This window comes from Sphingobacteriia bacterium (genome assembly GCA_017304685.1).
GTDB lineage: Bacteria > Pseudomonadota > Alphaproteobacteria > Rickettsiales > 33-17 > JAFKLR01.
Map to the genome: position 1 here is coordinate 139,814 of JAFKLR010000003.1, position 24,793 is coordinate 164,606.

Here is a 24,793-nt window from a genome sequence, read left to right on the forward strand (position 1 = left end):
ACTTTTGTAAATTTAAATCAATTATTTATTTAATATTAAATTCATTTTTAAGTTTCATAGCTATCTCTTCAGGTGGGTTTTTCCCCCAACCAGAATATAAGACTTGTCCAAAATCGGTAAGTTCAATTTCATTTGATTGAGCTTCTTTTATAAATATGGGAAGTTTAAGCTTATCAACTAATATATAATACCATGCTTCTTTATTAGCATCTATTCCTCGAACTAAATAAATATATTTTTCAAAAGAACACTGAATTAGTTCAATAAAAGACATTTACTTCTTTCTTTCAACTTCAAGTTTAAAAGGTTCAATTTTAGGTTTTTCTACTTTAGTACTAGGTTTGTCTAAAGAAGTTAAATGCTTATCTAAAATTCCAGAAATTTCTTGAATGTCGAGGAATTCGACTGTTAATTGAGTAGGGTAATTAAGTTGAGGATTTATATTATTGTTTTGTAATGGCTGAGGTATTTGAATATTTAACAATATTTTAGCCTGTTTAATTTCTTCCTTTGTAGCTTCTCTTATAAATAATCCACCACATTCTTTTAAATTATCTTTATTAATTTGGCGAAATATAGGTTTTGAAGATTTTACAGCCAACATACCAGCTATAAAAGCAGGGGTAATTATATTTTTTATAATGGGGCATAGGCAATATATAACGCCTGTAACCACTGGAATTTCCTTAATAATTGCTATACTTAACTTATTACTATCTATTTTAATTGAAATATCTTCACCAAATAATAAGGAAGGTAATTTTTGATTATTATAATTTACTGAGGTGTATACTATTACTTTACCAGAAAATTGTTTGATATGCTCTTCCTTTGATATTTTCTTCATAATATTTACCTTTCAATTAAAAGTTAACTTTTCTTATATAACTCTTAAACAGAGACGTCAAGTTCACATATTATTTGCATTTTTAAACGAGTGTAATATAGTGCTTATTACAGAATTATGGAGATAACATATGAAGAAATATATTTTAATTGCATGTCTTGCGCTTGTAATGAGCTCGTGTGAAAGCGGAAATGTAAAGCATAGCTATCCTAAAACGGCTCAGGAAAAAAGAGAAGAGGAAATGGGAAGAATTCTAGGAGATGAAGGAGTTGTTCTTGCTGGTAAAAAAAGAAAAGTCGAATCGGTTGGTATTACTGTAAATAGTTATTTATGGAGAGCGGCTTTAGAAGCTGCAAGTGAACTTCCAATTCAAATAGTTGATCCTTTTTCAGGCGTTATAACAACTGATTGGTACCAAGTTACTTTAAATGATAATGAACGTTTTAAATTAAGCATTGTTATTACAAGCGATGTTTTAAGAGCTGATGCAGTAAAAGTAAATGTATTTAAGCAATATATATTAAAAGGGCAGTGGACTGATGCTCCGAGTAATAAAGCTATGGTAAGAGAAATTGAAGACCGTATTTTAACAAGAGCAAGGCAGTTAAAAATTACTAGTGAATAAATCCTAGAAATTTTAATAATTAGATGAGAAAGTATTTAGTTTTTACTATTTAACTTTCTCATCTATTATATGAGTGATTTGAAAATTTGTAAGTATTACTGCTTATTATCATAATAATTTAATAATTTTTATTACCTGAAGGTAGTTTATGCAAGACTATGACCATAAGAATATTGAATCAAAATGGCAGAAAATCTGGGATGAAAAACAGATTTTTAAAAGTAAAACCGATAAATCTAAAAAGAAATATTATGTTTTAGAAATGTTTCCTTACCCTTCAGGAAAAATTCACATGGGGCATTTGAGAAATTACACCTTAGGCGATGTTGTTGCTCGTTATAAAAAAATGGAAGGGTTTAATGTCTTACACCCGATGGGATGGGATGCTTTTGGTTTACCTGCTGAAAATGCTGCTATTGAACGTAAAACTCATCCAGCAAAATGGACTTATCAAAATATCGAGAATATGCGTGCAGAATTAAAGAAAATTGGATTTTCGTACGATTGGTCACGTGAGATTGCTTCTTGTTCTTCAAATTACTATAAACATGAACAAAAAATATTTTTAGATTTTTATAAAAACGGCCTTGCATATAGAAAAGAAGCCGAGGTTAACTGGGATCCTGTTGATAATACTGTTCTTGCAAATGAGCAGGTAATTGATGGGCGTGGTTGGAGATCTGGAGCGGTTGTTGAGCGTAAAAAACTTACTCAATGGTTTTTAAAAATTACAGATTTTGCTGAAGATTTATTAAATGAATTAAAAAATCTTCCAAACTGGCCTGAACATGTAAGGCTTATGCAAGAAAAATGGATTGGTAAGGTAAATAGAATTTCTTTACATTTTCCTATACCTAAATTAAATCGTGAGCTTGAAGTTCATACAAGTCGCCCTGATGCACTTTTCGGTGCAACTTTTGTTGCTATTGCGCCAGATCATCCGTTAGCTGAAGAGCTTGCAGCAAATGACCATCAACTAGCTTTATTTATCAAGGAATGTAAGCAAGGTGGGACAGCAGAAGAGGTGATTGAGAAAGCTGAAAAGAAAGGTTATAAAACTACTTTAGAAGCAATTCACCCATTAGATGAAAATATCAAATTACCAGTTTATGTTGCTAATTATATTTTATCATCATATGGAGCAGGAGCAATTTATGGATGTCCTGGTGATGATGAAAGAGATAGAGAACTTGCGACTAAATATAATATTCCTATAGTTGAAATAATTGATGAAGAAGGAAAGCTAATTAATTCAAGCTTTTTAAATGGTATGTCGCCTGAAGAAGCCATTCCTCATATGACAGATTATTTAGTAAAAAATAATCTTGGTAAGCAAGTTACTAATTATCGTTTAAGAGATTGGGGTGTGTCACGTCAAAGATATTGGGGTTGCCCAATTCCAGTTATATATTGTGATGCGTGCGGCGTGGTTCCAGTACCTGAAAAAGATTTACCTGTTGAGATTCCTGAAGATGTAAGTTTTGAAAAACCAGGTAACCCGCTTGTTCATCATCCAACATGGTCAAAAGTTAAATGCCCTGAATGTAATAAAGATGCAAGAAGGGAAACGGATACTTTCGATACTTTCTTTGAATCATCTTGGTATTTTGGCAGATTTTGTAATCCAGACGTTAATGATCCGATAAGTAAAGAAGATTGCGATTATTGGATGTCTGTTGATCAATATATTGGTGGTGTTGAACATGCAGTACTACATTTACTTTATGCTCGCTTCTTTACGAAAGCAATGAATAAATGTGGATATTGGAATGTAAAAGAGCCATTTTCTGCTCTTCTTACTCAAGGAATGGTATGTCATGAAACGTATAAAGACCAAGACGGAAAATGGTTGTACCCAGAAGAAGTTATTATTGAAAACGGTAAAGCGCGTCATAAAGATACAGGCCAAGATGTAATTATTGGACGTATTGAAAAAATGAGTAAATCAAGGCGTAATACGGTGGACCCTGAACATATTTTAATGAATTTTGGTGCTGATACTGCAAGGCTATTTATGCTTTCTGATAGCCCGCCAGAAAAAGATTTAATTTGGAGTGAAAGTGGAATTGATGGGGCATATAGATATTTAAAACGTCTTTACTCTTTTGCTGTTAAATTACAAGGCTATAAAAAAGAAAATGAGCTTGATATCAATGATAAAGATGTGAGTAAAATAATTACTTCTTGTCATAAATTAATCCATAATATTACTAAAGATCTTAAGGAATTTAATTTTAACAGGTCGGTTGCAAGACTTAGAGAATATAGTAATTTATTATTTGAATACGAATTTGATAAAGCTTCTCCTAAAGTTAAAGATGCAATTTTTGATGGCTTTAGTAACTTTGTTAAACTTCTTTCTCCATTAGTTCCACATATTGCTGAAGAAATTTGGCAAATATTTGGCTTTAATTCTGTTCTTACAGAAGAATCTTGGCCAATTGCTAAAGAAGAATATTTGGTTGAAGATATTGTAACGCTTGCAGTGCAAGTAAATGGAAAACTTAGAGCAACCATTGATATTAAAAAAGATTTACCAAAAGAAGAGATTGAAAAGCAAGCTCTTTCGCAAGAAAATGTTGTAAAACATGTAGAGGGTAAAGAACCAAAGAAAATTATTATTGTACCTAATAAAATTGTTAATATTGTAATTTAATTATCGAGAAGCAAAGTAAATTTTTACTTTGCTTCTTTATCTAAAATTTGTACTAATTTTTTTGGGGTAGAAAAGAATGGGGAGTGATCTGTTTCTAATGAATAAACTTTGCAAGGTTGTTCCTTAACCATTTTACGTTGTACTTCTATAGGAAGGCCACCATCAAAAATACATTCAATATAAATTTTTGGAATAGAACCATATTTTTCTTTACTTAGTTTAATTCGTGCAGCAAATGGCTCACTTGATTGGGGGCGTAAAGACTGTTTCGAAAAATCAATATCTTCTATATTACATTTATTGTAAAAACTTGGAATCAAAAGGTGATCTTTTACACTTAACAATTTCCCATTTTCGTAAAAATCAAATTCTAAAATATTTTTACAAATATATTTATTATTAACAACATCTTGTATTGATTCATTATTTTGTACGTAAAAAGCGCATAAATAAATAAGTTTTTTGATCTTATCAGGAATTGCTTCAGCTACACCAGAAATAATGACTCCTGCAAGGCTATGGCCAACTAATATAACTTTTTCATGTTGGCTATTAACTATTTCACTTATAAAATTAATATACATTTGCATTGTGACGGATGATGAAGAAGTTTTATCTTCACCAAGGCCAGGTAAATCTGGCGTAATTACTATATGCCCTTTCTCTTCTAATAAAGGCTTAATATATTTCCAACACCAAGCTCCATGCCAGGCGCCATGAATAAGAATAATTACACTCATAAACTTTTTACATTTTTAGTTAATTCTTAAGATTTCATTATACTAGTTTTTAATTATGTCTTAAAGAAAATTTATTATCACACATCTCTTGAGCTCAAAGGTATAATCAGCTACAATCTGTTGTCCAAACCATTAGCCATTAAATTTATTATATAAAATATGCAAAAAAATATTATTTTCTTAGTAATTATTCTTTTAACTTCATGTACATTGCGTCCACTTTATGGAACGCTTGATCACAATGCTTCTTGCGCCTTAAGCCAAGTTGATTTTACATATCCTATAAATTCAGAAGAAGCTCGAGCGCTTGCAAGACATTTAGATGTTTATTTAAATGGTTATTGTCGTCAGGATTTACCTAAAAAATATACTTTAACAGCAAATGTTAAAAAAAATGAAGTAGGAGTGTTATTTATAAAAACAGGTGAAGCAACTCGTAAAACAATTGTTCTAAATGCACATTTAAAGTTGGTAAATAACATTACAGGTAAAGTGTTAATTGAAGAGATGATAGAAAATACTGATTCCTATAGTAATCTTGATTCACCATATAACGAATATATAACGCGTAGGAATTCTGTCGATAATGCAGCTTTAGGTTTAAGTACTATTATTGTTAATAAATTACTTAGAGCACTAGTTGAGGAAAAATGAGAATAACTTCTAATCAAATTGAAAGTTTTTTACAAACTGCTTTGAATAAAGGAAATGGGTTGTTATTGTATGGCCCTGACTATGGTTTATCCTCAATACGAATGAATAGACTTAAAAAGCAATTTTTTGGTGAGAAAATTGATCAATTTAGGTACTTTGAATATTATTTTGATGAATTGAAAGAAGATGAAAATAAGCTATTTAATGCTATTACATCTGCTACCTTTTTCTCAGGTAGAAAACTTATTATAATAAAAAATGCTCCTAATTCTATTCCAATGTGGCTTAAGAAAGCATTAGAAATGATCTCCAATAATGAATTTATAATTATTATTGCTGATGATCTTCCACCAAATAGTAGTTTGAGGAAATATTTTGAAGATTCTCAAAGTTTTGCAGCTATCCCTTGTTATAAAGATGATGCAACTCAAATAAAAGTATTTATTCAACAATTTTTCAATAAACACCAAATTAAAGTTTCAAATGAAATAATTGAATTTTTAGAATCAAGATTAAATGGTAATAGGCTTATTGTTGAAAATGAGCTAAATAAACTGTTATTATTAACGAAAAGCCACGAAGTAACTATAGAAAATATTGAAGAATTAATTGGTTCAGAAACTGATATAGCTATAGATAGTTTTATATATGAATTATTTAATGGTAATTTACCCTATGTTATTGAACGATTTGAGCAAGCCATTTTAAATGAAAGTTTAATTAGTATAATTCGTTTTATGCTTAATCATTCTTTTAGATTACTTGAATTAAAAGAAAAAGTAATGTCGGGAGCAGCAGTTTTCGATGCTATGAAAACTTTAAGACCACCAGTTTTTTTTAAGCATCAAAAAACTATAGCGACTCAGGTTAATAATTTGACTGTTGAAAAAATACGTAAGATAGTAATGATCTTAAATGAAGCTGAAAAGCTTTTTAAAACTACAGGAACCATTCATATAGTGCTTAAAAACAAAATTTTCTCAATTGCAGATATTGTTAATGATAAAAACACTTTACCTGAAATGATTAAGTTAAAATAAATTTTTTGTACATTTCTAAGACTTTGAATATTCAATATAAAAAGTTAAAGTTGAAATTTGACAGAAAATTTTTAGTTTATTAATATGTAAACCATGTATAAGCTTTTACTGGAATTTGAGCTTATGCATAAATCTTATCTATAATTTCTGCGCAGAAAAAGAATTTAGGATTTTAATTTAATTAAAATAGGCTAGCCTATACTTAAACTTCTACTTTTTAAGTTATTACTCATAATGGTAAATTTAAATTATCTAAAGCTTTAATTTTAATATCTTTATATTATAAAATCTCTAAATGTTAGTTTCTAATAAGCTAATAAACCAAATAGCATGCATTATTTTTCATTAAATGCGTGCCTTAAACTATTGGTTATTGGGCTTAAGAAATATTCGAGGAATGTTCTTTCGCCAGTTACAATGAATACTTCAGCAGGCATACCAGGTAAAAGCGTTTTACCAAGTTGCTTTACTTCCTCTTGATTAATTTCAACTCTTGCTAAGTAATAAGCTTGATTTGATCTTTCATCAGAAATTCTATCAGCAGAAACATATTTTAATGTACCAGAAATTCTAGGAGTAAATCGTGCTTTAAAAGCTGTAATCATAATTTTAGTTTCCTGTCCTTCACGAACAACATCAATATCTTGAGGCATTACTCTCGCTTCAACAATTAAAGTTGCATTTGTAGGAACAATTTCCATAATCGGTTGGCCAGGAGGAATTACTCCACCTTCGGTATGATATCTTAGATGTGTTACAACTCCATCTTCAGGAGCTGTAATTTTAGTTCTTGTTTCAATGTCTTGCGCTGCATCAAGTTCTTCCTTAAGGGAAGCCAAGTGTTGTTCTACTTCCTTTAATTCAGAAGCGAGTTCCCTTTGTCTGTTTTGCTTAATTTGTTCAATTTTAAGTTTAACTTCATTAATTGATTCACGGCTTTTATTTATTTGGGAATAATATTCTGTAATTCTAATATCAAGCTCTGAAAGATTTTTCTGTAAAGAAAGTAAGCGAGTTTTTTGCACTAATTGCTTGTTAAACAATATTTGAACATTAGTTAATTCTTCATTTACTAAGGTTTTTTGATGCTCAGTTGCTTTTACTTGCGACTCTAAGCTTTTAATATGGTCTTCAGCTATTGAAATCTGTTGTTCATAAAGTCCAATTTGACCTTTTAAACTATCTTTATTATTTTTAAGTACGCTTTTTTCAGCATCAAAAAATTTTTTAACATCTTCGTTTTCCATATCAATTTTCAAATCATATGGTAAAATAAGCTCATCTTTTTCTTCTTTCTCACTTAAAATACGAGCTTCGGAAATTTTCTTTGCGGTATATTGATTTATAACAACTTGTAATTTTGCTTTTGCTTGAGTTTTAGAAAGTTCAATTAACGGGTCACCCTTCTTAACAATATCACCCTCATTGACTAATATTCTTTCAATAATACCGCCTTGCAAATGCTGAACTACCTTTAAATGCCCACTTGGAATAATGGTACCATGTGCAACAATAGCGCTATTAATTGGTGCGAAACCACCCCATAATAAGAAAAATGCAACGAATGCTCCAACAATATATAATCCATATCTAACTCCGGGAGTAATTAATTGGATTAATGAAAGAGATTGTTTATCATTTTCAAATTTTTCTAAATTAAATATATTATAACTTTCAAGGTGAGACTTTACTAAAAAATAGGTTTTTCTTAAGAAAATAAATACTTTATTTGCTATTCTATTCACTTGTTGTTTATCAATTTTTTTAAGATCAAATTTCTTCATATTATCCATTCTTAACTACAATTTTCTCTAATATTTTATCTCTTTCGCCAAAATCGACTACCTGACCTTCTTTTAATATCAAAATTTTATCTACGGCTTGCAAAATTGAATATCTATGAGAAATAAGAATAGTTGTAATACCTTTTTCTTTTACTTTTTGAACTGCTTTAAATAAAGCAGCTTCACCACTTTGATCAAGATTCGCATTTGGCTCATCAAGAACTAATAATTTAGGATTACCATAAAATGAACGTGCAAGTCCTACTCTTTGTTTTTGACCTCCTGAAAGGCTAGTGCCTTCAAAGCCAATTTTTGTATTGTATCCTTCAGGCATTTTAACAATCATATCATGAACTTCAGCCATTTGTGCTGCTTGAATAACAAGGTCATCATCAGGCTGCGCTTCCATTCTTGCAATATTAGTTTTTATAGAGCCATTAAATAACTCAATATCCTGTGGTAGATAACCAATATATTTACCGCAACTAAATTCACCAGGAGCATGATTCCATTTAAAAATATCAATACCATCAAGCATTACATTGCCTTGAAGTGGTGGAAGAACACCAACTAAAAGTCTTGCTAAAGTTGATTTTCCTGCAGCACTTTCCCCAATAATTGCAAGTACATCACCTTGGTTTAAGCTGAAACTCACATTTTTAATAATAGGTCTATGGTTAGGCGAAGGAGAATAAACTAAATTAGTTACATCTATTTTTCCGGTGGGCTCAGGTAAGTTTATACTTTGACCAATAAATGGATTTACAGCTAAAAAGTTTTTTAATTTTTCGTAAGATTTTCTAGTTAAAATAACATTTTTCCATGATGCTACAATTGATTCAAATGGTGCAAGTGCACGACCTACTAAAATTGAACCTGCGATCATTCCACCTGTTGTCATTTCACCTTTTAAAACTAAAAAAGCTCCAAGGCCTGTTACTGCAATTTGAATTAAATAACGCATAAATTTAGTAATATTACCAAGGAAATTGGCTCTATCTGCTGCTAATTCTTTTAAATTTTGTCCTTTATTAGTTCTATTATGCCAATATTTATATATATTTTCCATCATGCCCATGGCTGTAACTATTTCAGAATTACGTGAAACAATATCCATTTGCATCATACTTCTATTGAAGTTTTCATTAGCGCTATCAAATAGCTGTTTAGTTGTTCTTTCTGAATAGAGAGCAAGGCCAATTAAAACAAACGCGCCAAAAACAGTTAGAAATCCATTTACAGGATGAATTACAAAAAGGATTATAACAAATATGATAGCCCAAGGCGCATCAATTAAAATTGTTAATCCATTACCACTAATAAAGTTTTTAAGATTTTCTAATTCTCTAAAGAAAATTGAGGTTGAAGCACCGCGATTAGAGATTGTAAAATGTATGGCTCTAGTAAATATTTCTTTAGATAATTGCTGATCTAACCAATTTGCAACTCCCCTTAAAGTAACAGTACGGGCAGAATTTAACATTACCATTGCAAGGACTGAGCTCCCAACTACAAGGGTAAGCATTAATAAAGTATCGTAACTACCACTGGAAATAACACGATCAAGTACTTGTAATGAATAAATTGGTAAAGCAAGCATAAGAAGATTGCTTACAAATCCAAATAACAAACAAAAGGAAAGGGCAACTTTGGCTTTTTGTGTTAAAATTACAAGAAGGTTATTAGAGTCTTTATCGTTATTTTTGGGCTGACTAGGATTCATACATATACTACTTAAACTATTACAATACTAATATTTAAAATCTTTATACCATTCTACAAACTTATTTATTCCTTCTTTAAGTGAGGTTTTTGGCTCAAACCCTAATTCCTTTTTTGCCTTTTTTATATCAGCATATGTCTCAAACATGTCACCTTTAAACATAGGTTTAAATTCTATAAGAGCTTTTTTACCCAATGCTTCTTCAATATATCTAACCATGTCTTTTACGTATTCACTTTTATTATTACCTAAATTATATACGTCAAAAGGAACGGTTTTTGTATTTGGTATTTTAGGTATAACCTTAATTATACCATTGATTATGTCGTCTATGTAAGTAAAATCTCTTTTAAGATTTCCTTTTTCATATAATACAATAGGTTCTCCTAAACTTATCGATCTTGTGAAGGAGAAAACCGCCATATCAGGGCGTCCGAATGGGCCATATACTGTAAAAAATCTTAAGGCAGTAATCGGAATATTATATTGGCTTGCATAGCAATAACCCATTGATTCTCCAGCAATTTTAGTAGCGGAATATAAAGAAGCAGGAGAGGTTAGTTTAGCATCTTCTTTAAAAGGAACCGGGTTTTCTAATCCATAAACAGAGCTAGAACTTGCAAATATTAAATGTTTTAGTGTTTTTAAATTACGAGCAACTTCTAATATGCATAAATGTCCATCAACATTTAGCTTAGAATATTCGAAGGGTTTTTCTTTAGAATAACGAACACCAGGTTGGGCAGCTAAATGAATTATGTGAGTTACATTATGTTTTTCAGCGATTTCTTCTATTTTATCAATATCTCTAATATCAACTTCATAGAATATAAAATTATTTTTTTCTTCTAAGGGAACTAATCTTGCGCGTTTTAAGTTAATATTGTAGTAATCGTTAAAATTATCAATACCAATGATCTCATTATTAGAAGCGCATAAAGTTTTACAAAGATATGAGCCTATAAAGCCTGCGGCTCCTGTAATTAAGTATGACATAATTTTTATCTATTAATTTTTATAACGCTTCATTGTTACACGATAATTTGTTATTTTTAAAGGAAAAATGTAGTAATTTTTTTATTATATCTTTTATCCAATTGTTAACGCTTGCAAGTTAATAAATTGTTTGTTAGCTTTCGTGTGTAATTTAATCTTTATAAAAAAAATAGAAGATGCAAAGCAAAAACATTCAGGAATCGATACAAGGAAAATATTTTCAAATTAAAGGTGATGAAAATTTTAAAGCTGCTACAAGCTTAATTGTAAATTTTGAAACGATTTTTTCTCTCACTTTAGAAAATCTGACCGATTTAAGTGCCTTAACTAATTTTACAGAATTAAAAAAATTAACTTTAACCAATTGTGAGATTGATAATTGGGAAGTTTTAACTGGATTAAAAAAATTGGTTAAACTGGAACTTACTGATAGTAATTTTTCTAATTTAGAGATTATTAAAGAGTTATCTAATCTAGAAACTATAATTCTTAATGAAACAGATATTACCGATTTTGAAGTTTTAAATAGTAGTAATTTCCCTAATATTAAAATTTTAGGCTTAGAAGGTACAGACTTTACAAGTTTTAAATCAATTTCAAGTCTTAAAACTTTAGAAGAATTATATATAACTAGTTGCGTTTTACTTAATGAAAATGATTGGAATTATTTAAAAGACCTTTCCAATTTAAAAGTAATAAAACTAAGTTTTGATGATATATATATTGAAAGAGAAAAGGCAGAGAGATTTCTCGTACCAGAAATTATTCTTCCAACAGCTTCACCTAATATTTTTACAATTATGCCAGCTACACTGATTGAAAGACCTGTATATCAATTATTTAAATATTCTGAGAATATCGTTGTTAAAGTTGCAAATATTTTAGCGGAAATGCATATTTCACAAAATTTAAAATTTAATTTTAAAGAGATATCGGATAATAAAATTTTTGTTGAAGCTTTTAGTAGACGACTTAACGAATTAAAGATAATTAATCAAGAAGTGCTTCCTGATTCAACTCCTGCAACATTCAGTGAAAGAAATAAAAGACCAGCTGAGTCTGAGCTTAAAAGATCACAAGAAGAAGTTAAAAAAGCTAAAATTAGTACTCTTGAAAATAGTAAAATGTAGTAATATTTTGTAAAATTATTCTTTACTAATTATCTGAATGATTGATCTAAATTATTTAATTTGCTATACTTAAATTATTAATTAAAGTAATAAAGCTTTATATTTAAAATTTAAGCAAATGTCTGATAAATTAAGTAATTACTCTAACTTTCCAATTATAACTTCTAAGTTAAATATTACAGAAAATATAATTACCAATCTAATCAACAGTTTCTACTCAAAAGTTAGAAATGACAAAATTTTAGGGCCAATTTTTCAAGATAAAATAGGTGATAACTGGGAAGAGCACTTAAAAACTATGCGGGACTTTTGGTCAGGAATTGCTATTGGAACTGGCCGTTATAAAGGTCAACCACTCCTAAAACATATTAATTTACCTAATCTTCAAGAAGAACATTTCAAAAGATGGTTAAGTCTGTTTACAGAAAATGCATATAATACATGTTCCAAAGAAGTTGCTGAATTTTTTATTGATAGAGCTAAAAAAATTGCAAATAGTCTTTTGCAAGGAATTGAATTTTATCGTGGAAAAGAAATTTTATAGAAGGTTTACTTATGAGTAATATTAAGGTTGATTTATCAGTTCATCATACTCCAGCTAATTTTTCCGACAGGTTTGCTAGGGGTATGTGTAAGCTTCTACGCTGGATTGCTGATTCATTTTTTAAAAAGCGCTATGGCCATAGAGCTGTAGTTCTCGAAACCGTTGCAGGAGTACCAGGAATGGTCGGCGGAATGCTGATTCACCTTAAATGTTTACGTAAACAATGCCATGATAAAGGTTGGATTAAAAAATTATTAGATGAAGCCGAAAATGAACGTATGCACCTAATGACATTTATTGAAATTGCTAAGCCAAATTGGTTAGAGCGTGCAATAATTTTGCTAACCCAAGGGGTATTTTTTAACGCTTTCTTTGTATTGTATATAATCTCTCCTAAAACTGCACATCGGTTAGTTGGTTATTTTGAAGAAGAGGCTGTAATAAGTTATACAAGTTATTTAGAAGATATTGATAATGGTCTTATTGAAAACATTCCTGCTCCCCAAATTGCAATAGATTACTGGAAATTACCAAGTGATGCTAAATTGCGTGATGTAGTGTTAGTAGTGCGCGCTGATGAGGCAGAACATCGTGATGTTAATCATATGTTTGCAAATGAATTGTTAGAAGATAATGCTTAAATAAAGTGTTAATGGTGGGACCGGCGCGATTCGAACGCACGACCCTCAGATTAGGAATCCTATAAATTATATTTCATCATTACCCACAAACGTTAATAACAAAAATTTATAAGGTTTTTAGGATATCTTTGTATTATAGAGTTTTGTGTTTTTTTTGTAGATATTTATAGATTAGTGTCTTACAAAGTGTCCTACAAAAAGTATAAAAATCTAATTTTTACAAAATATAGTCATATTATTAACTTTTAATAAAAACAAAGCTATTGACATTTTATTAATATGTGATAGCGCTTTAACTATTTTCTATTAAAAGGGTAATTAAAAATGGCGGTTCATATATTTGTAGAGATAATAATAGCATTAGCTATTGCTTGTTGCTGTTTCTCATACTTCAAAAAATTTGATAAATTTTCTATATCCTATGGTCCAGAAATATCAACAACTCTAGGTATACTAGGTTGCTTTATTTCAATAGTTTTTGCGTTATATAACCTTGATACTGGTAACCTTGCAGATACTATGCCTGCATTATTAGATGGAGTAAAATTTGCCTTCATATCTTCAATCGTCGGGATTAGTGGTGCTTTAGCTATTAGATGGAAACAGCAAAAAAAATTAAACTTAGCAGATGACAACTCTGAGAATTCCACCGCCAATGATAACAACATAATAACTATATTACAATCAATAAAAGATGGATTAATTGGTTCGGAACAAGATACATTACTCACTCATCTAAAACTTATGAGGCAAGAGCAAAAAGACAATAGCAACGAATTGATAAAAGAGTTCAAGGATTTCGCAGCTCATATGGTTGAAAATAACCAAAAAGCTGTTATTGAAGCGCTTAAAGAAGTTATAAGAGATTTTAATCAAAATCTAACGGATCAATTTGGTGAAAACTTTAAACAACTTAATAATTCGGTTGAAAAGCTGGTTGTATGGCAGGTTCAATATAAAGACGAGTTAGAGAATATCAAGAACGCCCAGCAACAAACAGCTGATAATATGAAAGTTGCAGTAAGTGAAATGAAGAGTTTTGTTAATAATTCTGAAACATTCAGCAAAATTGCTGAGGATTTGTCAAACCAAATTCGCTTCTTAGAAAATAACAGAGATATATTACTTAAACAGCAACAATCACTTTCTGAAGTACTCAATAAACTAAAAGACGTTACGCCTGAGTTTTCTGAAAAAGCAAATAGAATGCTTGATGATGTTAAAAACGGCATGAATCAAATATCTGAAGAAAGCATAAAAATAACTAATAAGCTTAAAGATAACACTGAAAAGAACTATAGTGACATGCAAAAAACTGTAGAGTACTTAAGTACCACGTTCAATAGTTCAATCACTCAGGTGGCTAAAAACCTTGAGAATCAAATTTCACAATTTAACATCCAGCTAAAAGACCTGTTAATTGAGACAATGAAAGAAAATAACGAAGAAATTAATAAGGCTCTCAATGAAAACTTAAATATAATTAAAGGTGGCGTAACAACATTAGACGCAGCGCTACAAGAAGAGTTAAATAAGGCTTTAGAAGGACTTGGAAGACAACTTGCGTCATTAAGTGCAAAATTTGTTGAAGATTACTCTCCACTCACAGATCGTTTACGTGAAATAGTGCGTATAGCTGAGGGTGCGTAATTATGACTATGGCAGCAAAAGGACAAGGTTATTGGATTCCCTTAGCAGACCTTATGACAGGACTAATGATGTTATTTATGCTTATAGCTGTATCTTATATGGGTATGGTAGAGCAAACCACTACACTTATAGTAAAAGAATATGAAAAAACAAGGGAAGATTTAAAAAGAGCATTACAAGAAGAATTCGCCGATAAACTTAAGGAATGGGATGCTGAAATTTTAGGAGATATGACTTTAAAATTTAAAAATCCTGAGGTTTTATTTGATACAGGTAAAGCTACACTTAAGCCTAAATTCAAAGAAATACTCAACGAATTTATACCCAGGTATATAAGTATCTTAACTAATGAAAGGTTTAAAGATTATATTAAAGAAATAAGAATTGAAGGTCATACATCCCCAAGATGGGAAAATGCTACTTTAGAGCAAGCATATTTTAAAAATATGAAACTTTCTCAGGAAAGAACCACTAGCGCCTTAGAATATGTATTGCAACATAACTCGGTTAAACAAGATATTCAATGGTTAAGAAGGTTAATTACCGCTAATGGACTTTCATCTTCAAGACCTGTATTTAAAGATGAACATGGTAGAATTATTGATGAGCTAGCTTCGCAAAGAGTTGAATTTAAGATAATAACCAACTCAGATGAAAAAATTTCACAAATTGCTAAATCTATATCTCAGAGTAAAAATGATAAATTTTAAGCTTAACAATCCAATTGAGTTTGAATTTTTAAATAAGCTTAGAAATAGCATGGGGGCAAGGCTGATTGAATCCACTGGAGAGCAAATAATCACCAGACTACTTGACCCAGTACTAATTGAAAAGCTTGGCAAAGAGGGTATAGAATTAAACGACTTTGCTGAAATAATATCTGAAGCAGACGGTACATTAGGTTATAAAGGCCAAAGGGTAGTTGTATATATAAGAGATGTAATGTTTAAAAGAGACTTACCTCGATTCCACATAGCATTTTGTGATAAATTAACCGAAATGAAATCCAATAATAGATTCCAGAGATATGTTGCATCTAATCAAAACTATAAAAAATTTGTTATTAATACAAATGGATATGAAAAATCTGAAGAGTTAGATGTATGTAAAAAGTGTTTAAGTCAATTAAAATGGAAAGGGTACTCATCACATGATAGTTGGATATTAAAAAATAAAATAGTTAAAGAATTTTCACTTATAGATTTCTTTAAGGTCTATCCTAAAAATTTAATTAAAACCTTACCAAAACATACAACCGATACTGCACCAGTAAATGAATATACTAAAGATTTTGATGAAGTTCGTAAAAAAATTATTGAAAAAAGAGGGACAAATTGTGAAGAATGCAACTTAAATCTTAGATATGATTTAAAAAATCTTCACGTTCATCATATTAATGCAATTCGATATGATAACTCTGAAGAAAATTTAAAACTACTATGTTATTATTGCCATTCAGAACAATATAACCACGTTCATATGAAAAATAGCAAAGATTATGAAGCTTTTATTAAAAAATATTGTCCCTGGTTAATTTAATATAAATATATGAGAGAATAATATCTAAATTTACCATATAAAATACAAGTACTAAAAAAATTTGCTATGTAATTATTTGTTAGTTTTCTAGCAGACTTATTAAGTTTTATTGCCCTCTTAACCGTTTTCGTGTTAATTAAATAAAACTATAGAGGTTGGTGTTTTTGAGTATATGAATTTTATATTCCAATTTTTGCATTATTTTTTACATTTAAATTTTTTATAAAATTAATTTACTTTTATATAAGAACATATAAAAGTAATGTTGTAAAATCAAATAGCTTACTTATAAGTCGTCATTTGGGATCATTTAATTTTAAAGCGCAAATTATTGCCTTAGTACTCAGTTTAGGCTGCCTTTAAGGTTTTCCTAAACTCCTATAGTACAATTGTTTTTTATTATTCTACAAGCCAGCTTTTGCTAATTTTCGACAACAATAAATAGTTTGTCATTACTATACTTCATAAAACCAATGCTATACAAAAAGTTTTTAATTATTCAAGCTTCGCGTATGCCTCATTACAATAAAACTGCACTTACGATTCTCTATTATATTTATATTTGCTCTAATAGGTAATTTTTAGCTTCTTTGTTAAGACAAATGAATTTAAGGTGTCTACTAAACTCAAGTCCTTGGTGGGACCGGCGCGATTCGAACGCACGACCCTCAGATTAGGAATCTGATGCTCTATCCTGCTGAGCTACGGCCCCAAAATATAAAGGTTAATTAACATAAAATTATTTTTTAAACAAGAAAAAGGTAATTTAAAGTAAAATAGCTTATTATATTATTATTATAAAAACGAACACATTGTTTTATTTAAAATAGAATTTATCTACGCAAACTACTTGGAATATAAGGCGGCTCTAAAGTAGGTTCAGCAGTTAACCTAAAATTGAATATTTCAGTGTCTTGATATGATAAATGAATTGATTCAGCTTGTAAAAAACGTTTACCAGCTTCTTTAATAATTTTATTAGCGAATTTATAACTTTCATTCTCATTAAATCCTAATTCCTCTAACAAATTTTCTATATATATTTTAGAGTTTTGTGCTAAATCTTTTTCTAAACTAAATGAAGAAGTAAATAGAGAAATAAATAAACCTAATGTTGACATTAAACCCCAAAAAACCGTAGTGGCAAAATTTTTCTTATATGAGCATATAAATGTATGTACCAGCAATCCTACATAAGTAAGTGGTCCAATAAAATATCTAAGCCTTAACCATTCATATTTTGGTAAAGGGGTAAAATTAATTTTTAAATCAGGTTTAAAGAATTTTTCTAAAAATAAATTTTTAGCCTCTTGAGAAGTAAATTGAAAAATCCAGGGAATATAAATTTGATAATCTTGATCTGGTAGCATAATTGTAGTTGAAAGTTCTTTGTTTTTAAATTTATTCGCTATTAAAGAATAGGCACATATTTGAATAATATAAGGTATTTCTTCAAAGCTTAAATGAACGCTACGTTCTAAAGAATTGCTGGCAGAATAGAATTGTTCTATAGAAAGTTGGTTGTCTGCCTTTACAGAAATAATAAATTTATTATATGGATTAAGGAGTTTAGGTGTATGTCCCATAAAATAAATTACTTTTAATTTTGAATTTCTTTAATCACTTTTGCTATAATTTCTGATTTTTCCATGCCTCGGTCAGCTTTAAATGTTAAGTTAGGCAATCTCTTTAAATAGATTTTTTTAGCTAAAAGCTGCCTAATTCTTGGGACAGATAAATTAAGGGATTCTACTAATTTTTCTTCATCATTATCTTTTTTAATTAATTGAGAGACAAATATTGTGGCATTTTGTAAATCAGCGCTAATTGTAACATTGCTAATAGTTATTGATTTTTCAAATAAAGCTTCATCAATAAACATTCCGCTGTTAAATATTTCGGCTAATGCTTTTCTAATATTCTCAGACGCTTTAAGTTGCCTAGAAGAATAATTTTCGAGTTGATAAGTCATAACGTAAAACCTCTGAAAAAATTAATTGCAAGATAAGCTTTTTCCCAGGATTTGTCAAGGATTTTAACGTTTTACTATTGATTTAAAATAAAGTTTTAAAGCATATGCATTAAAAAAGAATTTTAATATATTTTTCAGCATGTTATTAATAAAATATTAAACTTGTGATATCTAATTATTGATTAATTCATTAAATTGTTTTAGGCTCAGGATAATATTTAATTTTCCAAGAGAATTTTATGCAAATGCTTAATGTTGATTCCATAATAGTATTTTTGTATCTATTACTTACCTTAATTGTAGGTATGTATAGTGGCCGAAATATCAAAAATATGAAAGAATTTGCAATCGGGGATAGAAAATTTTCCACCTCAGCTTTAACAGCTACATTTACTGCCACATGGATTGGGGCAGGAGTAACTATAGGCATTCATGAGAAAGTCTATCAGCATGGTATTATATGGATGTTTATCTTCATGGGTGAAGTAGCAGAAATATTTATTTATCGACTTTTTGTACCGTACATGGGCAAATTTAAAGGAAATTTCAGCGCGGCAGAGATTTTAGGTAAATGGTATGGTCCGAAAGCACGACTTATTACAGGCTTATGTACTGCGCTTTATTGCATGGGACTTATTGGAGCGCAATTAGGAGCGGTTGGATATTTATTTAAAGAGTTTTTCAATATTTCTCCTGAATTAGGAATTATAATAGGTGCAGGCATTGTAGTAATGTATTCATCTTTTGGTGGTATTAAAGCAGTAACTTACACTGACGTAATTCAATTTGCCTTCTTTATTGTAGCGATTCCGCTAATTGCTAACGTATTATTAGGTCATGTTGGTGGATATAAAGAACTTATAACAAGGGTTCCATCGGAACATTTTAAATTATTACCTGAATATGGAAATTCGACCCAGTATTTGCTACTATTAATAGTCTTTTTTGCAATTCCATCATGGGATCCAAGCTTTGTACAAAGAATATTGATGTCAAAAGATAAATATCAAATGGCAGGTTCATTTAATGGAGCTACTTTAGTTTTAATTCTTTTTTACCTTGTATGTACTCAAATAGCTTTATCTGTACTTGTACTTAAGCCGGATTTAGATCCAAATAATATTTTATACTATGTTATTAATAACTATCTACCAACTGGTATAAAGGGTTTAGGAATAGCAGGCTTACTTGCAGTAATTATGTCTACCGCGGATTCTTATTTAAATACTTCAAGCGTAGCGTTAATTCACGATGTTATTAATCCATTACGTAGAGAGTCATTAAATAGTAAGCAGGAACTAGTAACTACCAAATTTACTTCCTTAATTATGGGTATAAGTGCAATACTTGTTGCAGTAAGTTTTGAAAGTATTGTTGATATAATGCTTAAAACTTGGGTGCTTTGGGTGCCAATTGTAGTAGTACCAATGACCGCTGCAGTAATAAATATTAGATCAAACAGTCAGACTTTTGTGATTAGTTCAATTGTTGGAATTAGTACAGCAATATTATGGACTGCACTTGGTTATGAAGATAAAACTGAGATTGAGCCTGTAATTCCAGGACTTGTTGCTAATTTAATAGTTTTCACGCTTCTTTCATATTATTATCATAAATTTGCAAGAGATAAATTATATATTCCTATAATTAATGAACAGGAAGATGGAGCAACTGATTTTTTGCCAACCAATAAAAAAAAAGTCTTAGGCTAAATTTATCTTTTGAAAATTATTATAAATATCTCCCAACCTTAGAAAATCTAGCTAGATTTTCTAATAGAAGGGTAGCTTATTATGGAGCAAATTATAAGCTCTATGGTGTGTTTGCTATAACCTCATTCTTCATACCATATTTTATGTGGTCCGATAAAAGTAATATTACTTTTTTGAATCAAGATATTTCTATTTTACTTAGATTTACGGCAGGAGTCCTATCTTTTGGTCTTATAATTCACGATATGTGGTCAAAAAAATTTCAATATTATCAAGCTTTATATTGGCATTTTACTTTAATGTATTCTTTGTCATTCTTTACCTCATTTTTATTTCTATATAATAATGGCTCGCATGAATGGCTTATCAACATGGCTTTATCGCTGTTTTTACTTGCAACGCTTGTAGATTGGGTAAGTTTTGTTGTTTTATTAAGTATAGGATCAAGTTTAGGGTATTGGTTAAATAAGCTTTTACTTGGAGAAAACCAATTAAAAATTATATTTGGTGATACACATAAATTATATTTATTCTTATATGTAGCTTTCTTTTCAACTCTTATAGGTATGTTATTTTCTAGAAACAGAGAACATATACAAAAATCAATTGTAGATTTTTTAGAAAAAAGGGTTAAAGAGCGAACCATAGAACTTGAAGAAGCTTTAATTTTAAAAAAAGAATTTTTAACAAACCTAAGCCATGAAATTAGAATTCCTATTACAGGTATAATAGCCTTTTGTAAGGGGCTTTATGAAAATTGGGGTAATTTAAGCGAAGAAAAAAGGTTGATAGTCCTTGAAAAGCTGAATAGTGCAGTTGATAAATTTTATACTTTTGTAGATAATATGTTGGATTTATCGAAATTGGATTCAGGCAAAGTAAATTTAAATCTTGAACGAATAGATATCGAAGAGTTGATAAAAGAAGTGTTAGAGGAAACAGATACTTTACTTAAACTTAAAAAAGATTTGCAAGTTCAAATTAAATTAGAAGCAAGTTCTAATACAATTGATGGAGATAGGTTTAAAATAAAACAGGTTATTAGAAACCTAATTTCAAATTCTATAAAATATTCTAATAATGGTGATATAATTATTATTATAAAGGAAGGTAAAGAAACTCGTGATGATGGAAGTATTATTAGAGGTTTAATAATTAGTATTTCTGATGAAGGTGTAGGATTTCCTGAGGAAGAATTGGATTTAATTTTCAATCCTTTCACTCCAAATTCACATATTAAAAGTCATTTAAATGGACGAGGTCTTAGTTTATCGGTATCTCGTAAAATAGTGGAGGCGCATTTAGGAAAAATGTGGGCAAGTAATAATAAAAATAAAGGAGCAACATTTTATTTTGCAATTCCAAAAGATTTAAAATTTGAAGTTGAAAATTAATAGTTTATTATATTTATATAAAACTAAGGAGAGCTACAATGTTATTAATTACTCGATCACTTGCTATATTTACCATTCTTTTGACTCTTTCAAATTGCGCAGCAAATAATTATCAAAATAATAAAATAGTGAAAAATGAAAAAATGCAAATGATAGGGTTATATAATGATAACAATAATCAATCCTATTTTAAAGATATTGATATAAACGTTACCCCTATTGGTATTAAAGCTATGACTTCAGGTAATTATCCTATTAATCATTTGAATTTAATGGAATTTGATGCTGGATTTGAAACTAGTTATCATAATTCTATAAATCAACAATATATTATGGTTTTAGAAGGTGTAGCAGAAATTACAGCAAGTAATGGCGAAAAAAGAATTATTAAAGCTGGCGATATTCTATTTGCTGCAGACAACGCTGGAAAAGGGCATCGCACTAAAACTTTAACTAGGGTTAGAATAGCGGTGGCGAATGTTAAATAAGTACTAATAAAAGTAAAGTATTTTAAAGGTAAAGTCTAATTTTCTCATCATTAAAAGGTTTTACTTTGTAATTAACATATATTTTACTAGTATTTTTTTAAAATTTTGCTATCCTATCTCATTAATAAAATTAAGTAAGATTATACGAGATAATATGACAGATAATAAAGGCAACGACAAACCTAGATTAACATTGAAATTAAATCCTGAAAAAGTTGGCATCGCACCTTCATCAGGAAGCAATGAAGTAATTAAAAAAAATATTTCTGGTGCTAAAACCATTACGGTTGAAGTTAAAAAGAAGCGTGGTTTAGGTAAGAAAGATGAAACACAAGAGCAAGATAATAAAAAAGCCATATTATCTGATTTAAATCTTACTGAATCAGAACTTAGTTTACGTATGAAAGTTGTTCAACAAGCAGCACATGATGAACAAAAACGTAGAGAGCAACAAGTTGAACAAGAAAAAGAAAATCAGAAAATAATAAAATCTAGTGAACAAGAAAGTGAATTAGAAACAAAATCTACTTCTACTGTTATGGAAGAAAATAAAGCTCAACCAAAGGCAGTAGCTAATAAAGAAGAAGAAAAACCAAAATCAGGTGTTTCACCAAAATTACCTTTAGTTGAAATTAGATCGCCTAATTTTGAAGAAGAAGAATTAAAAGTAAAAGCTAAAGAAGAAAAAGCTCGTGAAAAAGTAGAAGTTAAAGAAAAATATACTGAAATAAAAGGTCTCCGTGGAAATAAATTAGACGTTAGATTTATTTCAGATGAGGAAGATGAAGAACAACCTGTAAGAAAAAGAAGCTTATCTTCTATAAGAAGAGCGAGAGAAAAAGCTAGACGTCATGAAATTCAAGCAAATCAAAAACAAACTGAAAAAATTGTTAGGGAAGTTACAGTTCCAGAATTAATCACAGTGCAGGAACTTTCTTCTCGTATGGCTGAAAAAAGTTCAGATGTTATTAGAGAATTAATGAAGCTCGGTATGATGGTGACAATTAACCAGTCAATCGACGCAGATACTGCAGAACTTATTATTGATACTTTTGGTCATAAAATTAAACGTGTACAAGAATCAGATGTTGAAAACGTTTTAACAGACGTGCCTGATGATGTTAATACAATGGAAAAACGTGCACCTGTCGTAACAGTTATGGGGCATGTGGATCATGGTAAAACCTCACTTCTTGACGCTTTAAGATCAAGCGATATCGTGTCAGGTGAAGCAGGGGGCATTACACAGCATATTGGTGCGCATTTAGTTCATGTTAACGAAAAAGATTCTATTACATTCCTAGATACTCCAGGCCATGAAGCATTCTCTGCAATGCGTTCACGTGGAGCTAAAGTAACGGATATAGTAGTTTTAGTAGTAGCTGCAGATGATGGTATTATGGCTCAAACTGTAGAAGCTATTAACCATGCTAAAGCTGCTGAAGTACCAATAATTATTGCAGTAAACAAAATTGATAAACCAGAGGCAGATCCTTATAGAGTAAGAAATGAACTCTTAAGTCATGGATTAGTAGTGGAAGATCTTGGTGGTGATATCATGGCTGTAGATGTTTCTGCTAAGCAAAAATTAAATCTAGATAAACTTATAGATGCTATTTTACTACAAGCAGAAATGATGGAGCTTAAATCAAATTATAATCGTTTAGCATCTGGTACAGTAATAGAAAGTAAAGTTGATAAAGGCCGTGGTGTTGTTACAAGTTTACTTGTTCAAAAAGGTACTTTAAAAATGGGTGACATTCTTGTAGCTGGTGCGACTTCAGGTAAAGTTAGAGGAATTATAAATGATAAAGGTAAGCATATAGATATTGCTACTCCTTCTATGCCAATTGAAGTTGTAGGTCTTTCAGAAGCACCTATGGCTGGCGACCTTTTTAACGTAGTAACAAATGAAAAACAAGCACGTGAAATTACAGGATATAGAGCACGCAAGCTTCGTGAGCTTAAAAATAATATTATGAATCGTACTACTACCTTGCATGAAATTTTTGCACGTGCACCAAGTGAAGGTATCAAAGAATTACCTATTATTGTTAAAGGTGATGTACATGGTTCTGTAGAAGCTATTGCAGGTTCTTTACAAAAAATTGTAAGTAATGAAGTAAGAGTTAAAATTCTTCATAGTGCAGTTGGTGGAATAACTGAATCAGATGTAACTCTTGCAAAAGCTTCAAATGCGATAATTTTAGGATTTAACGTAAGAGCAAATGCTACAGCTCGTCAAATGGCGGAAGTTGATGGTATTGATATTAGATATTACTCAATTATTTATAACCTTATTGATGATGTTAAATTACTTGTTAGTGGTATGTTATCGCCAATTCTTAGAGAAGAATATATTGGAAATGCAGAAATCAGACAGGTGTTTAATACTAGTAAATATGGTAAAATTGCCGGATGTTATGTTACACGTGGCATGATTAAACGTGGTGCTGGCGTAAGGCTTATTCGTGATAATATCGTAATTCATGAAGGTAAACTTAAAACACTTAAACGTTTCAAAGATGATGTGAAAGAAGTTAAAGAAGGCTTTGAATGTGGTGTAGCCTTTGAAAATTATGATGATATAAGAGAAAAAGATACTCTTGAAGCATTCGAGATTATTGAAGAAAAACAAATTTTACAATAGTTTTATTG

Annotated in this window: 22 protein-coding genes and 1 tRNA gene; 14 read left to right on the top strand and 9 right to left on the bottom strand. The window is 30.0% G+C overall.

What is annotated here, in order from left to right; all coding sequences use genetic code 11:
- Window positions 1-25: 25 nt before the first annotated feature.
- Window positions 26-274 (bottom strand): hypothetical protein, encoded by a 249-nt coding sequence (locus J0H68_00780; protein ID MBN8827225.1) that lies wholly within the window; start codon window positions 272-274, stop codon window positions 26-28.
- On the bottom strand, window positions 275-847 hold the full coding sequence (locus tag J0H68_00785) for a hypothetical protein (GenBank protein ID MBN8827226.1): 573 nt from the start codon (window positions 845-847) through the stop codon (window positions 275-277).
- A gap of 130 nt (window positions 848-977) precedes the next feature.
- Here J0H68_00785 and J0H68_00790 point away from each other — a divergent pair, with 130 nt between their 5' ends.
- Together J0H68_00790 and J0H68_00795 are read left to right on the top strand one after the other, a co-directional pair.
- A complete protein-coding gene (locus J0H68_00790; GenBank protein MBN8827227.1) occupies window positions 978-1,472 on the top strand; it encodes a DUF3576 domain-containing protein in 495 nt (164 codons plus the stop codon).
- Window positions 1,473-1,620: 148 nt separating this feature from the next.
- Complete coding sequence (locus tag J0H68_00795) at window positions 1,621-4,128, top strand: leucine--tRNA ligase (protein MBN8827228.1); 2,508 nt, start codon at window positions 1,621-1,623, stop codon at window positions 4,126-4,128.
- 23 nt (window positions 4,129-4,151) lie between these two features.
- Here the strand turns inward: J0H68_00795 and J0H68_00800 are convergent, their stop codons facing one another.
- Complete coding sequence (locus J0H68_00800; GenBank protein ID MBN8827229.1) at window positions 4,152-4,868, bottom strand: alpha/beta fold hydrolase; 717 nt, start codon at window positions 4,866-4,868, stop codon at window positions 4,152-4,154.
- A 159-nt stretch (window positions 4,869-5,027) separates the two neighbouring features.
- Between J0H68_00800 and J0H68_00805 the strand changes: the two genes are divergently transcribed.
- Both J0H68_00805 and holA read left to right on the top strand, forming a co-directional pair.
- Window positions 5,028-5,522: a hypothetical protein gene (locus J0H68_00805; GenBank protein ID MBN8827230.1), complete on the top strand. Its 495-nt coding sequence runs from the start codon at window positions 5,028-5,030 to the stop codon at window positions 5,520-5,522.
- Window positions 5,519-6,562, top strand: a complete 1,044-nt coding sequence (holA, locus tag J0H68_00810; protein MBN8827231.1) for a DNA polymerase III subunit delta — start codon at window positions 5,519-5,521, stop codon at window positions 6,560-6,562. The genes J0H68_00805 and holA overlap by 4 nt, the downstream gene beginning before the upstream one ends.
- Before the next feature lie 335 nt (window positions 6,563-6,897).
- Here holA and J0H68_00815 read toward each other — a convergent pair whose 3' ends face one another.
- From J0H68_00815 to J0H68_00825, 3 genes are read right to left on the bottom strand one after another with little or no spacing between them, the layout of a single operon-like run.
- Window positions 6,898-8,355, bottom strand: coding sequence for an HlyD family type I secretion periplasmic adaptor subunit (locus J0H68_00815; protein MBN8827232.1), 1,458 nt, complete (start codon window positions 8,353-8,355; stop codon window positions 6,898-6,900).
- On the bottom strand, window positions 8,348-10,069 hold the full coding sequence (locus tag J0H68_00820; GenBank protein ID MBN8827233.1) for a type I secretion system permease/ATPase: 1,722 nt from the start codon (window positions 10,067-10,069) through the stop codon (window positions 8,348-8,350). Before J0H68_00820 ends, J0H68_00815 begins: the two co-directional genes overlap by 8 nt.
- A 27-nt stretch (window positions 10,070-10,096) precedes the next feature.
- The gene (locus tag J0H68_00825; protein ID MBN8827234.1) at window positions 10,097-11,065 is read right to left on the bottom strand and encodes a GDP-mannose 4,6-dehydratase; all 969 of its coding nucleotides are present in this window, start codon (window positions 11,063-11,065) and stop codon (window positions 10,097-10,099) included.
- Window positions 11,066-11,241: 176 nt separating this feature from the next.
- Between J0H68_00825 and J0H68_00830 the strand changes: the two genes are divergently transcribed.
- From J0H68_00830 to J0H68_00855, 6 genes are all read left to right on the top strand, one after another.
- Window positions 11,242-12,195 carry a hypothetical protein gene (locus J0H68_00830; GenBank protein MBN8827235.1) on the top strand — a complete coding sequence of 318 codons (954 nt, stop codon included), beginning with the start codon at window positions 11,242-11,244 and terminating at the stop codon, window positions 12,193-12,195.
- Between the two features lie 118 nt (window positions 12,196-12,313).
- Window positions 12,314-12,739 carry a group III truncated hemoglobin gene (locus J0H68_00835; protein ID MBN8827236.1) on the top strand — a complete coding sequence of 142 codons (426 nt, stop codon included), beginning with the start codon at window positions 12,314-12,316 and terminating at the stop codon, window positions 12,737-12,739.
- An 11-nt stretch (window positions 12,740-12,750) separates the two neighbouring features.
- Window positions 12,751-13,380: an alternative oxidase gene (locus J0H68_00840; GenBank protein ID MBN8827237.1), complete on the top strand. Its 630-nt coding sequence runs from the start codon at window positions 12,751-12,753 to the stop codon at window positions 13,378-13,380.
- A gap of 324 nt (window positions 13,381-13,704) precedes the next feature.
- Window positions 13,705-15,030: a hypothetical protein gene (locus tag J0H68_00845; protein ID MBN8827238.1), complete on the top strand. Its 1,326-nt coding sequence runs from the start codon at window positions 13,705-13,707 to the stop codon at window positions 15,028-15,030.
- Between the two features lie 8 nt (window positions 15,031-15,038).
- Complete coding sequence (locus J0H68_00850) at window positions 15,039-15,740, top strand: OmpA family protein (GenBank protein MBN8827239.1); 702 nt, start codon at window positions 15,039-15,041, stop codon at window positions 15,738-15,740.
- The gene (locus tag J0H68_00855; GenBank protein MBN8827240.1) at window positions 15,727-16,569 is read left to right on the top strand and encodes an HNH endonuclease; all 843 of its coding nucleotides are present in this window, start codon (window positions 15,727-15,729) and stop codon (window positions 16,567-16,569) included. Before J0H68_00850 ends, J0H68_00855 begins: the two co-directional genes overlap by 14 nt.
- Window positions 16,570-17,204: 635 nt before the next feature.
- Here J0H68_00855 and J0H68_00860 read toward each other — a convergent pair.
- The 3 genes from J0H68_00860 to rbfA all read right to left on the bottom strand — a co-directional run bounded on the left by J0H68_00860 (window position 17,205) and on the right by rbfA (window position 18,541).
- A tRNA-Arg gene (locus tag J0H68_00860) sits at window positions 17,205-17,281 on the bottom strand.
- A 121-nt stretch (window positions 17,282-17,402) separates the two neighbouring features.
- Window positions 17,403-18,155 carry a hypothetical protein gene (locus J0H68_00865; GenBank protein ID MBN8827241.1) on the bottom strand — a complete coding sequence of 251 codons (753 nt, stop codon included), beginning with the start codon at window positions 18,153-18,155 and terminating at the stop codon, window positions 17,403-17,405.
- 14 nt (window positions 18,156-18,169) lie between these two features.
- Window positions 18,170-18,541: a 30S ribosome-binding factor RbfA gene (gene rbfA / locus J0H68_00870; protein ID MBN8827242.1), complete on the bottom strand. Its 372-nt coding sequence runs from the start codon at window positions 18,539-18,541 to the stop codon at window positions 18,170-18,172.
- 239 nt (window positions 18,542-18,780) lie between these two features.
- Here rbfA and J0H68_00875 point away from each other — a divergent pair, with 239 nt between their 5' ends.
- The 4 genes from J0H68_00875 (at window position 18,781) to infB (ending at window position 24,785) form a co-directional block, all read left to right on the top strand.
- The gene (locus J0H68_00875; GenBank protein ID MBN8827243.1) at window positions 18,781-20,253 is read left to right on the top strand and encodes a sodium:solute symporter family protein; all 1,473 of its coding nucleotides are present in this window, start codon (window positions 18,781-18,783) and stop codon (window positions 20,251-20,253) included.
- A gap of 143 nt (window positions 20,254-20,396) precedes the next feature.
- The gene (locus J0H68_00880) at window positions 20,397-21,647 is read left to right on the top strand and encodes a HAMP domain-containing histidine kinase (protein MBN8827244.1); all 1,251 of its coding nucleotides are present in this window, start codon (window positions 20,397-20,399) and stop codon (window positions 21,645-21,647) included.
- A gap of 38 nt (window positions 21,648-21,685) precedes the next feature.
- A complete protein-coding gene (locus J0H68_00885) occupies window positions 21,686-22,135 on the top strand; it encodes a cupin domain-containing protein (GenBank protein ID MBN8827245.1) in 450 nt (149 codons plus the stop codon).
- A 154-nt stretch (window positions 22,136-22,289) separates the two neighbouring features.
- Window positions 22,290-24,785, top strand: coding sequence for a translation initiation factor IF-2 (gene infB / locus J0H68_00890; GenBank protein ID MBN8827246.1), 2,496 nt, complete (start codon window positions 22,290-22,292; stop codon window positions 24,783-24,785).
- The last annotated feature ends 8 nt before the right edge of the window (window positions 24,786-24,793 follow it).